Origin of the sequence: Limnohabitans sp. 103DPR2, from assembly GCF_001412575.1 — a bacterium.
GTDB lineage: Bacteria > Pseudomonadota > Gammaproteobacteria > Burkholderiales > Burkholderiaceae_C > Limnohabitans_A.
In genome coordinates this window covers 1,320,937-1,335,929 of the sequence record NZ_CP011834.1, presented here as the reverse complement: position 1 = coordinate 1,335,929, position 14,993 = coordinate 1,320,937, and the positions used below count along the sequence as shown (strand labels likewise).

At 53.8% G+C, this 14,993-nt stretch carries 15 protein-coding genes; 8 read left to right on the top strand and 7 right to left on the bottom strand.

Annotated features, from left to right (window positions below):
• Positions 1 to 51: 51 nt before the first annotated feature.
• From L103DPR2_RS06570 to L103DPR2_RS14310, 3 genes are all read right to left on the bottom strand, one after another.
• Positions 52 to 2,640 carry an ATP-binding protein gene (locus L103DPR2_RS06570; RefSeq protein ID WP_055360295.1) on the bottom strand — a complete coding sequence of 863 codons (2,589 nt, stop codon included), beginning with the start codon at positions 2,638 to 2,640 and terminating at the stop codon, positions 52 to 54.
• Positions 2,641 to 2,664: 24 nt separating this feature from the next.
• The gene (locus L103DPR2_RS06565) at positions 2,665 to 3,510 is read right to left on the bottom strand and encodes an ABC transporter substrate-binding protein (RefSeq protein WP_231717698.1); all 846 of its coding nucleotides are present in this window, start codon (positions 3,508 to 3,510) and stop codon (positions 2,665 to 2,667) included.
• 115 nt (positions 3,511 to 3,625) lie between these two features.
• Positions 3,626 to 3,775, bottom strand: coding sequence for a hypothetical protein (locus L103DPR2_RS14310; protein ID WP_156339867.1), 150 nt, complete (start codon positions 3,773 to 3,775; stop codon positions 3,626 to 3,628).
• 22 nt (positions 3,776 to 3,797) lie between these two features.
• On the opposite strand from L103DPR2_RS14310, the gene L103DPR2_RS06560 reads away from it, so the two are divergent.
• The gene (locus tag L103DPR2_RS06560; protein ID WP_055361904.1) at positions 3,798 to 5,615 is read left to right on the top strand and encodes a DEAD/DEAH box helicase; all 1,818 of its coding nucleotides are present in this window, start codon (positions 3,798 to 3,800) and stop codon (positions 5,613 to 5,615) included.
• A 22-nt stretch (positions 5,616 to 5,637) separates the two neighbouring features.
• Here the strand turns inward: L103DPR2_RS06560 and L103DPR2_RS06555 are convergent, their stop codons facing one another.
• A complete protein-coding gene (locus L103DPR2_RS06555) occupies positions 5,638 to 5,922 on the bottom strand; it encodes a TIGR03643 family protein (protein ID WP_055360294.1) in 285 nt (94 codons plus the stop codon).
• A gap of 91 nt (positions 5,923 to 6,013) precedes the next feature.
• Here L103DPR2_RS06555 and L103DPR2_RS06550 point away from each other — a divergent pair, with 91 nt between their 5' ends.
• From L103DPR2_RS06550 to L103DPR2_RS06540, 3 genes are read left to right on the top strand one after another with little or no spacing between them, the layout of a single operon-like run.
• The gene (locus L103DPR2_RS06550) at positions 6,014 to 6,202 is read left to right on the top strand and encodes a DUF2256 domain-containing protein (RefSeq protein ID WP_055361903.1); all 189 of its coding nucleotides are present in this window, start codon (positions 6,014 to 6,016) and stop codon (positions 6,200 to 6,202) included.
• On the top strand, positions 6,195 to 7,733 hold the full coding sequence (locus tag L103DPR2_RS06545) for a cryptochrome/photolyase family protein (RefSeq protein WP_055360293.1): 1,539 nt from the start codon (positions 6,195 to 6,197) through the stop codon (positions 7,731 to 7,733). The genes L103DPR2_RS06550 and L103DPR2_RS06545 overlap by 8 nt, the downstream gene beginning before the upstream one ends.
• 9 nt (positions 7,734 to 7,742) lie before the next feature.
• The gene (locus L103DPR2_RS06540; protein WP_055360292.1) at positions 7,743 to 8,351 is read left to right on the top strand and encodes a flavin reductase family protein; all 609 of its coding nucleotides are present in this window, start codon (positions 7,743 to 7,745) and stop codon (positions 8,349 to 8,351) included.
• A 29-nt stretch (positions 8,352 to 8,380) separates the two neighbouring features.
• Here the strand turns inward: L103DPR2_RS06540 and L103DPR2_RS06535 are convergent, their stop codons facing one another.
• From L103DPR2_RS06535 to L103DPR2_RS06525, 3 genes are read right to left on the bottom strand one after another with little or no spacing between them, the layout of a single operon-like run.
• On the bottom strand, positions 8,381 to 8,764 hold the full coding sequence (locus L103DPR2_RS06535; protein ID WP_055360291.1) for a hypothetical protein: 384 nt from the start codon (positions 8,762 to 8,764) through the stop codon (positions 8,381 to 8,383).
• A 25-nt stretch (positions 8,765 to 8,789) separates the two neighbouring features.
• Entirely contained in the window at positions 8,790 to 9,533 is a 744-nt protein-coding gene (locus tag L103DPR2_RS06530; RefSeq protein ID WP_055361902.1) for a FadR/GntR family transcriptional regulator, read from the bottom strand.
• Positions 9,530 to 10,474 (bottom strand): 2-hydroxyacid dehydrogenase, encoded by a 945-nt coding sequence (locus L103DPR2_RS06525; protein WP_055360290.1) that lies wholly within the window; start codon positions 10,472 to 10,474, stop codon positions 9,530 to 9,532. Before L103DPR2_RS06525 ends, L103DPR2_RS06530 begins: the two co-directional genes overlap by 4 nt.
• 156 nt (positions 10,475 to 10,630) lie before the next feature.
• Between L103DPR2_RS06525 and L103DPR2_RS06520 the strand changes: the two genes are divergently transcribed.
• The 4 genes from L103DPR2_RS06520 to L103DPR2_RS06505 are packed head-to-tail and all read left to right on the top strand — an operon-like array spanning position 10,631 to position 14,958.
• Positions 10,631 to 12,367, top strand: a complete 1,737-nt coding sequence (locus tag L103DPR2_RS06520) for an IlvD/Edd family dehydratase (RefSeq protein WP_055360289.1) — start codon at positions 10,631 to 10,633, stop codon at positions 12,365 to 12,367.
• A 33-nt stretch (positions 12,368 to 12,400) separates the two neighbouring features.
• Positions 12,401 to 13,405 (top strand): D-erythronate dehydrogenase, encoded by a 1,005-nt coding sequence (denD, locus tag L103DPR2_RS06515; RefSeq protein WP_055360288.1) that lies wholly within the window; start codon positions 12,401 to 12,403, stop codon positions 13,403 to 13,405.
• A gap of 2 nt (positions 13,406 to 13,407) precedes the next feature.
• Positions 13,408 to 14,313 carry a 2-dehydro-3-deoxygalactonokinase gene (locus L103DPR2_RS06510; RefSeq protein ID WP_055360287.1) on the top strand — a complete coding sequence of 302 codons (906 nt, stop codon included), beginning with the start codon at positions 13,408 to 13,410 and terminating at the stop codon, positions 14,311 to 14,313.
• Positions 14,314 to 14,322: 9 nt separating this feature from the next.
• A complete protein-coding gene (locus L103DPR2_RS06505) occupies positions 14,323 to 14,958 on the top strand; it encodes a 2-dehydro-3-deoxy-6-phosphogalactonate aldolase (protein ID WP_055360286.1) in 636 nt (211 codons plus the stop codon).
• Positions 14,959 to 14,993 lie beyond the last annotated feature (35 nt).

The window sequence follows — 14,993 nt, the reverse complement described above, 5'->3', positions numbered from 1 at the left end:
AGAATCTAGTCAGGATTATCGACTGCGGCCAGGCTCATAGCGCGAGCTTGCTTATAAAAAACGTTTCAAAACACGCTGAAATTCAGACGCAGACACTGGCTTGATGAGAAAGTCTTGCATGCCTGCCTTTTGGGCCAAAACGCGGTCCTCGTCCAACACGTGGGCAGTCATGGCCACGATGGGCGTCATTCGCAAAGCCTCGGTGATTTCAATGCGCCGGATTTCGTAGGTGGCCGTGAGCCCATCCATGCCGGGCATTTGCAAGTCCATCAAGATCAAATCGTAAGCTGATGTGCGGATTTTTTGCAGCGCAACTTCGCCATTCTCGGCAATGTCCACTGTGCACCCCAACTTTTGCAAAGTCCACTGCGCCAACTGCTGATTCATGGGTGTGTCTTCCACAACCAAGACATGGCCCGCATGTTGCGCTTTAGGCTTTTGAGTTGAGGTCAGTTGATCACTCAACTCATCCCGCTGGGTCAGTTGAATCAGGGTTCTGTTCAATTCTTGGGCCGTGATCGGCTTGTACAAATTGGCCACTTTGACGCCCAAGGTGCGGGCCACTGCGCACAGGTTTTGCACATCATGGTTCAAACCAAAATCCGATAGCACCACCCAGGACAATTGGCGCCACATTTGAGCGTCTTGGGCCAACATGAAGGCAGGCTCAATGAAGGCCAGCATGCTGTGATCAATGACCCACAATGTTTGACGCGAAAGGCCTTGCTGCAACCACGCTTCCAAGCAAGTCTGCAGTGACGCAGGGGTGACTATTTCTTGAGGTGTGATTTGCTGGGATGCCAGCAGTGTTTTCAAAATTTCTCGGGCAAACGGATTGGACTCGATCAACACCACATCCACCGAGTGCGACAAAGCATCAAAACCATGACCCTGCAGACGTGTGTCTTGGTGTTCAATGTCGGCATGGGTCAGCGGCTCAAATTGCGCCGTGAAGGTGAACACACTGCCGCCCTCTTCGCGCGCATGAACACTGATCTCGCCCTTCATCAAATTGACCAAGTTCTTGGCAATCGACAGGCCCAAACCACTGCCTCCAAATTTGCGATTGACAGACGCATCGGCTTGGCTGAAGGGTGAAAAAATCACATGCATTTTTTCGATCGGAATACCAATGCCTGTGTCCGTCACTTCAAATGAACATCTGACTTGCGCGTTCAGCTCCGACAAAAATTGAACATGAAGTTTGACCCATCCTGTGTCACTGAACTTCAAAGCATTGCCCAACAAGTTTTGCAAGACTTGGCCTAATCGCAATGGATCGCCCATGACCCACTGGGGCACCTCGGGATCGATCACCAAATAAAGGTCTATCTTTTTTTGTTCAGCCTGAAAAGCGAAGCCCTTCATGGCCTGCTGACAGGCCGTGTGCAAATCAAAGGCCGTGCGATCCAAGGTCAGTCGATTGGCACCTAAGCGTGTGAAATCCAAAATGTCGTCAATCAGTCGCAGCAAACTTTTGGATGCCGTGCGAGACATTTCCAAGTAACCCTTTTGTTCCGGGTTCAAGGGGGTCCCCAGCGCCAACTCGGTCATGCCCACCATGCTGTTGATCGGTGTTCTGATTTCATGGCTCATTTGCGCCAAGAATGAGGACTTGGCCTGGTTGGCAGTTTCGGCCGCATTCAAGGCACGCGCCATGGCAAAGCTGTCTTGCTCGCGCCGAACCCAAATGGCGGCAATGTGCCTGGTGAGCAAATATGTGGCGATCAACATCATGACCGACAACGCCAATACACCTTTGGAAGACAACCACCACTGCGCTTCTACGCTGCTGCGTGAAATGGCAACAGCCACCGTCACTGGTAAATTGGCTGACGTTCGGAAATGAACTTCCAATTTTTCAACATCTTGTTTCGCATCCGTTTGGGTTTGCAGGTAACGCCCAAACTCTTGATTGCGAGACACACTTTGAACAGCCGGCATGTTGCCAAATACCTGATCATTGGGAAACCATCGCTTTGAACTGCTGGCCAAAATGCGACCCGCATAATCAAACACGTAGACAGCATCGCAATCGGCATCCACAGACTCGGCAAAGCCATCGATCAAATCCTTTGGATTGATCAACGCCAACCAACGAACAACTTGGCCATTGGGCCGTTGTGTGCGCAAAGCCAGAGGTAATACGGCAATGTCTTTCAGACCCGCGTGACCATTGTTCAGATCAAAAAGGTTGCGCGCAGGCTGCCAGCGACCCGCCGCCAAATCATTGCCGACATCGCGTTCAAGCCCCATAGAGGCCCACTTCACCACGTGATGAACCACCCCTTCTTCGGAACTGGCCAAGACTTGCCCGCTTTCCGACAGCATCGACAAAGATCGGATGAAGCTTGATTTTTCGATGGCCGTTTGCAGTTTGGCTTGATCCCGAAAGTCGGCATCTGACCATTGGTTGACGGCTGTAATGAGGGTGGTGGTGGACTCTAAGGTTCGACTGACATGATTGAACAAAATGCGTGTCAGCAACTCACCTCGGGCTTGTTCACGCGCCAATGTATCTTGCCTGTCTTGCCACAAATACACTGACGACACGACCCCAATGAACAAGGCAACTGCCGCACCAAACCGGTAGACCCCTAGCGCGGCCGATGTCTTTGAATGACCCACTTCAATTGCCATGAACTCAGTGCTTGCTTGTTGAGCTTACTTCAACACCACGATAGGGTCTAAATTGTGTTGCTTGGCAAATTGCAACAAACGCCCATCTTTTTTGGCATTGCTTAAAAATGCCTCAACGCGCAGCAGCAAACTGTTGTCGCCTTTGGCAAATGCATAAGCGTATTCGGTGGTGGGCATGTTGTTGGGCGCAGGAATGACAGCCGCCCAATCGGTCAACTCAATCATTCGCAAGCTGTAGGGATAGTCGGTCATGAAGGCATCCGCCCTGCCCGACAGCACTTCTTGTTCTCGCGTACCCGGCGCTTGGACTTTGACCAATTTGGCTTTCTTCAAAGACTTGGCCATGATGCCCTCCATCAGCGTGCCAGCTGCCACTGCAATCACGCGACCAGGTTGATCGAGACTGTCCCACGATTGCAGGCCTTCTTTGTTTTTAAGCGTGACCGCAAACAAGCCGCTCTTCAAATAGGCTTGCGAAAACTGCAAGCGCGCCAAACGCTCTGCCGTGATACCAATGGCGTGGGTGGCCACATCACAACGGTCTTGCTCTAGCGCGTCGTAGAGTTGAGAAAAATTGCTGTCAACGTAGCGCACCTTCACCCCCAATTCTTTGGCCAATTCTTGCGTGAGGGCAATGTCGATGCCGCTGAGTTCGCGGGTTTTGGGGTTGCGGTAGGTAATGCTGTAGTACTCTGGCCAGATACAGGCTCTGAGTTCCTTGGCTTGAAGCACTTTATCTAAGCGGCTTGTTTCGGCAAGTGCCACCGACGCAGAGCCCATGGCGATCAGGCCGCACATGACTTGAATCAAGCATTGAATGCCAAAGCGCCGGTTGACCACCCACAAGGCTTGAAATGAGGAGATGTTCATGAAGGCGAATTCAATGGATTTGGTATGAACTTTAAATTAAACACCAAAAAATTCCATCTGGGTTACAAATTCAATCTTTTGAATTAATTTTTGAACGCTGCGTTTCATGCGACAATCAGCCTGTTGCCGCCTCCAGTTGCCGCAACATCAGCACTTCTGCTGGGGTTTGACCCAGGCTCTCGCCTGTGGTTTCCATGCCCACCTGTGAATCCCATCGGTCTTTGACTGGCGGCTGTCTCCCAACAGCCTGACAAACCGATGCCATGCGCCGCTATAAGCGCTCCATCATGAAATTTGAAGAATTGAATTTGGCTCCGGCCATTCTGCAAGCCGTGCAAGAGCAAGGCTACGACACACCCACGCCCATTCAGGCCCAAGCGATTCCTATCGTCTTGGCAGGGCACGACCTGTTGGCCGGTGCCCAAACAGGAACCGGCAAAACTGCTGCATTCATGCTGCCTGTGCTGCACAAGCTCAGCCTGACCGAGGCCGGTCGCAACAAATTTGGCGGCAAAGCCATCCGCGCTTTGGTGCTCACCCCCACCCGCGAATTGGCGGCCCAAGTTGAAGAGTCTGTCAAAGACTACGGCAAGTACCTCAGCCTCCAATCCACCGTGGTGTTTGGCGGCGTGGGCATGAAACCCCAAGTTGACCGTGTCAAGCGCGGCGTCGACGTGTTGGTTGCCACACCGGGTCGCCTGCTCGACCTGCAAGGCCAAGGCCTGCTCGACTTGTCGAGCATTGAAATTTTGGTTTTGGACGAAGCGGACCGAATGCTCGACATGGGATTTATCCATGACGTGAAGAAAGTCTTGGCCCTGGTGCCCAAAGAAAAGCAAAGTCTGCTGTTCTCTGCCACGTTCAGCGATGAAATTCGCGACTTGGCCGCCACGCTGTTGAAGAACCCACAAAGCATTCAAGTCACGCCCAGCAACACGACCGTGCAGCGCATTTCTCAAGTGATCCATCCTGTGGGTCGCGGCAAGAAAAAAGAAGTGCTGGTGCACATCATCAACCAACACAATTGGAGCCAAGTGCTGGTGTTCACTCGCACCAAGTTTGGCGCCAACAATGTGGCCGAGTATTTGACCAAGAATGGCATCAAAGCCATGGCGCTGCACGGCAACAAAAGTCAGACGGCACGCACACAAGCTTTGGCAGGTTTCAAGAGCGGCGATATTCGCGCCTTGGTGGCCACCGACATTGCAGCCCGCGGCATCGACATTGAAGATTTGCCACACGTGGTGAATTACGAAATCCCCAACGTCTCTGAAGACTATGTGCACCGCATTGGCCGTACGGGTCGTGCTGGCGCCAGCGGCGAAGCGGTGAGTTTGGTGTGCTTGGACGAAGAAGGTTTCATGATGGAAATCGAACGCTTCACCAAGCAAGAAATTCCAGTTCAATTGCTCGAAGGTTTTGGCCCCGAGCCAGGCGAGAAAGCGGAACCCATTGCCATGGGTCGCCAGACTTTGTGGGGCGGCGCGGGTCGCCCACCCAGCCGTGATGTGATGCAAGCTGCAGCCAAAGCTGCGCGCTCCGACATGATGCAGCGCATTCGCGAATCCAAAGGCGCTGCCGGCGAAGGTGGCGGTGGCGGTCGTGGCGGTCGCTCCGGTGGCCAAGGCGGTGGCGGTGGCCAGCCTCGCCCCGAGGGTGCAGCAGGACGCTCACGCAACGGCCCTCCCCCATCACGTCGCGGCGGTTCTTCACAAGGCCCACGCGGGGATCGTCAAGATCGTCCCGAAAGAAGTTTTGATGGCGCGCCCTCCGATCGTTTCAACGATCGCAATGACCGCCACAACGACCGACGCAATGACCGTGGCCCCCGTGGCGACGAATTGCCACGTCACATTGATCCGCTCATGACCAACCAATTTGCACGTCAAGGTGCACCTCGTCGCAACAGCGGTGGCGGCGGAGGTCAACCCGATCCAACACGCACCAGCATCGACAGCTTGGCGGGCGGTGGCCGTGGTGGTCCTCGCCGTCATGGCGGCGGCGGTGGCGGCGGATTTGGTGGCGGTGGCGGCCGTGGTGGTCGCTCTGGCGGCGGTGGCGGCTATGGTGGTGGCAACGGCGGCGGCCGTTCGTTCGGCCGTTGATCAGCAACGGCTCAACGCTGAATTAGCAGTTCGCCCTTCGATGGTCGGCAATGGCCCGATCATCGAACTTCATTTCGGCACTCCGCAATTCGCGGTGCTTGGTCACCCTGCCCCGCATTCTGGTGCGCCACATCTTGAATGAACTGGCCGTGAGTTCGGCTCGCATGATTTTGATCACGCCGGGTTCTGTCACGCCCGTTCTTTCGTAGATCGTTTCAAACGTGGTTCGATCTTCCCAAGCCATTTGAATGACCGCGGAGATATCGCCGGCGCTCAAGGGTTTGGAAGATTCAAGCGATTTGGGCATGCTGCATTGGGCTCTGGTTTCATGTCGGTCTAACTAGGGACATTATCAAGTCGGTATGCACTGGCTTGCAGGTTCAAGTCAAAATAGCCCCATGAAGATCACGTTCAAGGGCAACAAACAAAGCCTTCCCAGCAAGCCCTGCACTGTGTGCGGGCGCGATATGACCTGGCGCAAAGCTTGGGCCAAAAACTGGGATCAGGTTTTGTATTGCTCTGAGGCTTGTCGCAAAAACAAATCTAACAGCACGCCCAACAACACGCTAGCGGCAAAGCATGGCTAAGTCCTTTCGACATTTGGTTTTGATCCTAGGCGATCAATTGAACCTAGACTCGTCTGCCTTGGCTGACTTCGACCCCAAGCAAGACGCCATTTGGATGGCAGAGGTGATGGAGGAGTCCACCCATGTGCCCTCCTCCAAGCAACGCAGCACGCTGTTTCTGAGTGCGATGCGGCACTTCGCGAAAAGCTTGCTTGACAAAAACTGGCCCGTTTTTTACACACGTTTAAACGATGCCAACAACACGGGCACCTTGGCCGGCGAACTTGAAAAAGCCATTCAGGCACATCAACCGCAGCAACTGGTGATCACAGCACCTGGAGAATGGCGCGTCTTGCAAAGTTTGCGCGCTGTGGCAAAGCAACAGGGCCTAAGCCTTGAGATCAGGGACGACACACATTTCTTCAGCACGGTGCGTGAATTCGCTGAGCATGCCAAAGGTCGCAAGCAATTGCGTCAAGAATTCTTTTACCGAGAACTGCGCCAAAAGACAGGTGTCTTGATGGAAGGCAAAAAGCCTGTGGGTGGTCAATGGAACTTTGACGAAGAGAACCGCGGCAGTTTTGGCAAGCAAGGTCCGGGCAAGTTACCAGCTCCCCTGAGGTTTGAACCCGACGAGATCACTTTGGAAGTGATGGCCTTGGTCAAAGACAAACTGCAACAAAACCCCGGCGCGCTCAGCAGCTTTGGCTGGCCCGTGACACGACATCAAGCGCTGCAAGCTTTAGACAGTTTCATACAACACCGCTTGCCTTCCTTTGGTTTGTACCAAGATGCCATGTGGGAAGGTGAAGTGTGGTTGTATCACTCTCACATTTCAAGCGCACTGAATTTGAAACTTCTCAATCCCAGAGAAGTCGTGGAAGCTGCCGAAAAAGCCTACCAACAAGGCCAGGTCCCCTTGCCCGCTGCAGAAGGTTTCATTCGACAAGTTTTGGGTTGGCGTGAATATGTCCGCGGCATCTATTGGACTCAGATGCCCGAGTACGTTGAGCGCAACGAAATGCAGGCCACCGCCAAACTGCCCGCGTTTTATTGGACGGGCAAAACAGACATGGCTTGCATGCGCGACGCCATCCATCAAACTTTGGAACACGGCTATGCCCACCACATCCAGCGTTTGATGGTCACTGGTCTTTACGCACTGCTGTTGGGCGTTGCGCCCAAAGAAGTCCATGAATGGTATTTGAGCGTTTATGTCGATGCCGTGGAATGGGTGGAGTTGCCCAACACCTTGGGCATGAGCCAGTTTGCCGATGGTGGCGTGATGGCCAGCAAGCCTTATGTGGCCAGTGGCAAATACATCGACCGCATGAGCAACCACTGCAAAGGCTGCAAATTCAATCCAGCCTTGGCCACAGGAGATACGGCTTGCCCCTTCACCACACTCTATTGGGATTACTTGAACAGGCATGTGGATGTTTTGGCCAAAAACCCACGAATGCTGATGCAATTGAAAAACCTCAATCGCTTGTCCGATGAAGCTCGCTCAGAGATTGCCAGCCAAGCCAACTTCATCAAGATCGCTTCTTAAAATACAGCCATGACACATTTTTACGAACCTCGCCTAGGCCATCCTTTCAAGCACGACCCCTTCAACGCCATTGTGGGTCCCCGGCCCATCGGCTGGATCTCTTCGCAAAGCGCAGACGGTGTTTTGAATTTGGCACCCTACAGCTTTTTCAACGCCTTCAACTACGTGCCGCCGCTCATTGGCTTCTCTAGCATCGGCCGAAAAGACTCGCTCAACAACATTGAAGCCACTGGCGAATTTGTTTGGAACTTGGTTACGCAGCCTCAAGTGGAAGCCATGAACCAAACGTGCAAGGCAGTGGCACCAGAGGTCAATGAGTTTGAGATCGCTGGCCTTTCCACAGCACCCTCTCGACTGATCAAGGTGCCACGTGTGGCGCAAAGCCCCGTGAGCTTTGAGTGCAAGTGCACTCAAATTTTGCAGATGAAAAATCTACAAGGCGAATCGATTGAAACTTGGATGGTGTTTGGCGAGGTGATTGGCGTTCACATTGAAGAACGCTTGATCAGCGATGGCATTTACGACACAGCCAACGCACAACACGTGATGCGTGGCGGTGGGCCCGCCGACTATTTCAGCATTGGGCCAGAACAATTGTTCAAAATTTACAGACCCTGAGGAATTTGAAAGATCCAAGCGCCTAAAGCTCAATCCTTCAAAAACAAAGTTCTCAGAGGTTCATCCCCCACCTGCCTGCTCCAATGCCCATGGACGGCAGGGTCAAACGTCGCTCCCTCTGGCAAAGTGTCTGCAGAATAAAAATGATCGCCCGCAGAAAAAATACGTGACGTGCCGTCTTGCAAACCAATTTCCATTTGCCCAGACAAGATGAACACCCATTGCGGTTTGCCGGTCACGTGAAATTGACTTCTAAAGCCAACAGGGCTGTAGCGCAATTGGTAGCCTTCGGCCGAAAAAATATCAGTCAGCTGACTTTGCGGGTTGCCCTCTTCCATGGGCAATGTTTCTTCTTTGAAGCGGGCTTTGCCATCGGTGTCGGTGAACAAAACGACTTTGGTGAAATGTGTCATGTGCAAAATGAATGTGTAGGGCGCCTCATGGCGCTTTGATCTGCTTGGCAGGACCTGCCAAACTGGGAAGTTTACGGCGCGTGGTTAAAACATGTTCCATGTCTTGGTGTGCGCCCTCAATCAACACCCGAATGGCCTTTTCCGCCTTGTCTGGGTTTTTGGCAATCACGGCATCCAGCACGGCTTTGTGCAAGGGCAAGGCGGCCTTGGGGGCGTCTTTGCGTGTGGTGGAAATTTCAAAACTGGTGCGAAGCAAAGCACCCAAGGCTTTGCTCATTTGAACAATCATGCGGTTGTGCGAGGCCACCAACATGCCCGTGTGAAAGTGCATGTCGTGCGTGACGTAATCACCCCCCTCTTCAATGGCCTTCTTCATGCCATCGTAAGCCGCTGATACACCTTCAATGTCGGCTGGCGTTGCGCGCTCTGCGGCCAAACGCACAGCGGCAGGTTCGACAACCCGGCGCAGCTCCTGCAAATCTCGCAAGAACTCTGGCGTGAGCCCCGCTTTGGCTTGCCAAGCAATCACATCGGTGTCAAACCAATTCCAGTGCTCTTCTGCCAAGACCCGCGTACCGACTTTGGGTCCGGTGAAGATCAAACCCTTGGCCACCAATGACTTGACCGACTCACGAATGACTGTTCGACTCACGCCCAATTGCTCGCACAGCACTGGCTCGGGCGGCAAACTGCCACCGACAGGGTACCTGCCGGCAACGATGGCTTCCCCTAAAAAATCGACGGTATTGCCGTGGACATTTTTGATCAAGTACGGCACTCCGGCACAGGTGTTTTGACAGGCTGGCCCGCAAAGTGGGCCGCTAAATTGGCCAGCGCCAAAGCCGACATGGCTTTGCGCGTTTCGACGGTGCCACTGGCGATGTGGGGCGTGAGCACCACGTTGTCGAGCTTGCGAAGTTCAGCGGGCACATTGGGTTCGTCCACAAACACATCCAAGCCTGCGCCTGCGATGGTTTTCTTTTGCAGGGCCTCAATCAAGGCGGTCTGATCCACCACGGAGCCGCGGGCTACGTTGACCAAGAAGCCTTGAGGGCCGAGGGCTTTCAAAACTTCAGCATTGATCAAATTTTTGGTGCCCGCACCGCCTGGGGTAATGGCCACCAAAAAGTCCACCTTCGAGGCCAAATCCACCAGATTGGCCACATACTGATAGGCCACATCGTTGCGCTGGCTGCGGGTGTGATAACTGATGTCCATGTCGAAGGCCGCAGCGCGCTTGGCAATGGCTTGGCCAATGCGGCCCATGCCCACAATGCCCAATTTGGCGCCAGTCAATTTACGTGTCAATTGAAAAGGCCCATCTAACCAATCGGCATTGCGCGTGAAGCGATCGGCGGCTGGGATTTTGCGCGCTACGGACAGCAGCAAACCCAAAGCCAAATCGGCCACATCGTCATTGAGCACGTCAGGGGTGTGCGTCACCATGATGCCGCGCTTTTTAGCAGCGACCACATCGACGCCGTCGTAGCCTACGCCGCACACCGAAATCATTTCGAGTGCAGGGAACAAAGCCATGTAGGCCGCATCAATTTTGGACTCACCGCCCCCCACCAAGGCACGAACCCGGCCAAAGACTTGGCGGTCGCGAATGTGATCACGTTCGTGCACCACAAAATTTTCTTGCAAGCCCGTGGTCAAAAACGGCGGAATGCGAGAGGTGACAACAACTTCAGGATGGTGAATGCTCATGGCGAATGCTCCAGGACATAAAAGGACAAACCCCTTCGGGGTCTATAGGTTTGAGGGTTTGCACGAGTGCCGTTTTTTGCACAAATCGATGCATTTACCTTATCATCATACGATAATATTTCTACTCGCAACCCACTTTTTCAAAGCATCAGACCCATGACACAAAGCCCTAAGAAAAAACCCGAAGACCTGCGCAGCCAACAATGGTTTGGCCGCCAAGACCGTGATGGCTTTGCCTACCGCAGTTGGGTCAAAGGCAAAGGCGTGCCGCACGACCAATTCGATGGCCGCCCTGTCATTGGCATTTGCAACACCTTCAGCGAACTCACACCTTGCAACTCCCACTTTCGCACGCTGGCCGAGCAAGTGAAGATTGGTGTCTACGAAGCCGGTGGCTTCCCCCTTGAATTTCCTGTGATGTCTTTGGGCGAAACTTTGCTGCGCCCTACCGCCATGCTGTACCGCAACTTGGCGTCCATGGACGTGGAAGAAAGCATTCGCGGCAATCCCGTTGACGGCGTGGTGCTGTTGATGGGTTGCGACAAAACCACCCCTTCTTTGTTGATGGGCGCCTCCAGTGTCGACTTGCCCACCATCGGCGTTTCGGGCGGCCCCATGTTGAACGGCAAATGGCGCGGTCAAGAATTGGGTTCTGGTACCGGCTTGTGGAGCATGAGCGAGCAAGTTCGCGCCGGCACACTCAAACTGCAAGATTTCTTTGAAGCCGAAAGCTGCATGCACCGCAGCCACGGCCACTGCATGACCATGGGCACTGCCAGTACCATGGCCAGCATGGTGGAAGCCTTGGGCATTGGTTTGCCAGGCAATGCGGCCTACCCCGCCGTAGATGGTCGTCGCAATGTATTGGCACGCGAAGCCGGTCGACGCATTGTGGACATGGTTCACCAAGACGTGAAGATTTCGCAAATTTTGACGCGCGAAGCATTTGAAAATGCCATTCGCACCTTGGCCGCCATCGGTGGCTCTACCAATGCGGTGATTCACTTGATTGCCATTGCTCGCCGCTTGAACATCAACCTCACCATTGACGACTTCGAAAAATTGGGCAGCGACATGTCCAACATTTTGAATCTGCAGCCCTCTGGCGAACACTTGATGGAAGACTTCTGCTACGCAGGCGGCCTGCCCGTTGTGATGAAAGAGATTCAACAGTTTTTGCACAAGGACATCTTGACTGTCAGCGGCAAGACTGTGGCCGAAAACGTGGCCAGCGCAGAAAACTACGACCCACGTGTCATCAAAACACTGGCCGCACCTTTCAAAGAAAAAGCGGGCATTGCCATCTTGCGTGGCAACTTGGCACCACGCGGTGCCGTGATCAAACCCAGCGCCGCCACACCGGCCTTAATGGTTCACACCGGGCGTGCAGTGGTGTTTGAAGACAGCGACGATTTCCACAAACGCATTGACGACGAATCCTTGGATGTCGATGAGAACTGCATCTTGGTTTTGAAAAACTGCGGCCCCAAAGGCTACCCAGGCATGGCTGAAGTGGGCAACATGCCCTTGCCACCCAAGGTGCTGCGCAAAGGCATCACCGACATGATTCGCATCAGCGATGCTCGCATGAGTGGTACAGCCTATGGCACCGTGGTCTTGCACACCACCCCAGAAGCCGCTGATGGCGGTCCTTTGGCCGTGGTTCAAAATGGCGACATGATTGAACTCAACGTGCCCGAGCGCAGAATGCAATTGCTCATCAGCGATGACGAATTGAAAGCGCGCTTGGCCAAATGGGTTCGCCCCGAACCACCTTTAAAGTCTGGCTACTGGAAGCTGTATGTCGATACGGTGTTGCAGGCCGACGAAGGTTGCGACCTCGACTTCTTGGTGGGCAAGCGCGGCGCCTTCGTGCCCAAAGACAACCACTGATCAACGAACCTCTATTTTTAGAAAGCATTCATCATGAAATTACTCGTTACCGGTGGCGCAGGATTTGTTGGCGCGCGCTTAGCCCGTGAAATTCTCAAAAAAGGAGAGCTCAATGGCCAAAAAGTCACCGAGCTGCACATTGCCGATTTATTCCCTGCACCCGCCGACTTGTTGGCCGATCCACGCGTCAAAGGCCATGCGGGCCCGATGTTGGAACAAGGCACTTTGTTTGCCAGTGGTTTTGATGGCGTGTTCCATTTGGCATCTGCGGTATCGGGTGAGTGCGAACAAGACTTTGACTTAGGCATGCGCTCTAACCTGGACAGCACACGTTTGTTGCTCGAAGGTCTGCGCAAAGCCGGCAATGTGCCGCGCCTGGTTTTTGCCAGCTCTGTCGCGGTGTTCGGTCCCGACCCCAGCAACCCCATGCCCGAGCGCGTTGCCGACCACACACTGCCCTCACCTCAGACCTCCTATGGCACTCACAAACTGATGCTGGAGTATCTGATTGCTGACTTCACACGCAAGGGCTTCATCGATGGTCGCTCAGCACGACTCATGACAGTCACCGTTCGTCCAGGCAAACCCAATGGCGCGGCCTCATCCTTCTTCAGTGGCATCATTCGTGAGCCATTGGCGGGCGTAGAGTCCATCTGCCCTGTGGACGAAAACGTGTCACATCCCGTTTCTTCACCCGGAAACACCATCAAAGGTTTAATCACCGTGTTCGAGGCTAGCCGCGAAGCCATGCAAGGTCGTTTGGCATTGAACCTGCCCGGTTTGAATGTGACCGTCAAAGAAATGTTGCAAGCGCTTGAAGATGTCGCTGGCCCTGAAGTTCGTCAGCGCGTCAAGTTTGTGCGCAACGAACAAATTGCCAACATTGTGGCCAACTGGGCTAAAGGAGGGACAGCTGAACGCGCCGCTGCTTTAGGCCTGAAGCCCGACACATCTTTCAAAGACATCGTGCAGCAGTACATCGATGATTGCAAGCAGCCTTACTATCCAGCCACCGCCTTGGATGGCTTGAAAAAATAAGCATGCACACATCGCTGCTGGCCTTGGACTGGGGCACCTCCTCTTTGCGAGGCGCACTGCTCAGCAGCGATGGTGTGGTGCTCGACAAACGTGCCTTTCCACAAGGCATTTTGCAAGTGGCCCACGGCCAATTTGCCAATGTCTTTGAGCAACGCTTTGGCGATTGGATGAAAGCCGATACGCTGTGCCTGATATCTGGCATGGCCGGTAGCCGGCAAGGATGGCGTGAAGCGCCCTATTGCCCCTGCCCCAGCGGCTTTGAAGACATCGCCCAACATCTGCAGTGGATTGAGAAAGATCGCATTGGCATTGTGCCGGGCTTGTCAACTTGGAACGACCAAACACCCGATGTGATGCGCGGTGAAGAAATTCAAATCTTTGGTGCACTCACGTCACAAAACATCCAAAACGCACAATTTGTATTGCCTGGCACACACAGCAAATGGGCACAGGTGAAAGACCGCAAAATTTCCGCCTTTAAAACCTTCATGACCGGAGAGTTTTACGCCTTGCTCAGCCAGCACTCCATCTTGGCAAAAACATGCTTGCCCGATGCGCCGCTGAAAAAGGAAGTGTTCTTAGAGGGCGTGATGCAAAGTCAACAACCTGGCGGATTGCTGCACCATGCATTTTCAGCCAGAAGCTTGGCCTTGTTTGAAAAGCTCAACCCAGCGCAGTCCAGCAGTTATGTCTCCGGATTGCTCATTGGCGAAGAAATCAAATCGGCCAAGGCTGACCTCATGGCGAATGACACACCCTTGCTGATCTTGGGCAATGGTCAATTGACGCAGCGCTACAGTTTTGCCATGGAGGCTTTGGGTCTCACTGCGCAAGCACTTACCGATGAAGTCACTTGGACCGGCCTTTGGGCGCTGGCTCATCACTTGTACCCCCATGATTTCATTTAAGCTCAGCACATGACACCTCTGCTCGCTCAATTTCACGCGCACATGGACAAGCTGCCCTTGGTGGCCATCCTGCGCGGTTTGAAACCTGAAGAAGCTTTGGACGTGGGCCGTGCCATTGTGAATGCGGGTTTTCACATCTTAGAAGTCCCCCTCAATTCGCCCGACCCTCTGAAAAGCATTCAAATCTTGGCAGACGCATTTCCCAATGCCTTGGTGGGCGCAGGCACAGTGACCACCGCACAACAAGTGCGTGACATCAAAGCAGCGGGCGGCCAGCTCATCATCTCACCGCACCTGGATGACAACGTGGTGTGCGAAGCCGTCAACTTGGGCTTGATTTCTCTACCTGGCGTTGCAACCCCCTCCGAAGCTTTCAAAGCCATTGCATTGGGTGCGCATGGTCTGAAATTATTTCCAGCAGAAATGATCAGCCCAGCCGTTGTCAAATCCATGCGCGCTGTATTGCCTTGCCACATCCGACTCGTTCCCGTGGGCGGCATTGGCACGCACAACATGGCGGACTACCGCAAGAGTGGTGCATCTGGTTTTGGCATTGGCTCGGCGCTGTATGCGCCTGGCAAGTCAGCACAGGCTGTGGGTGAATCGGCTGCCGCCTTTGTCAAAGCTTGGCAGGCGCCTGCTTAACACCTCGTCCCACTGGGTTTTTTCAATCAGACACA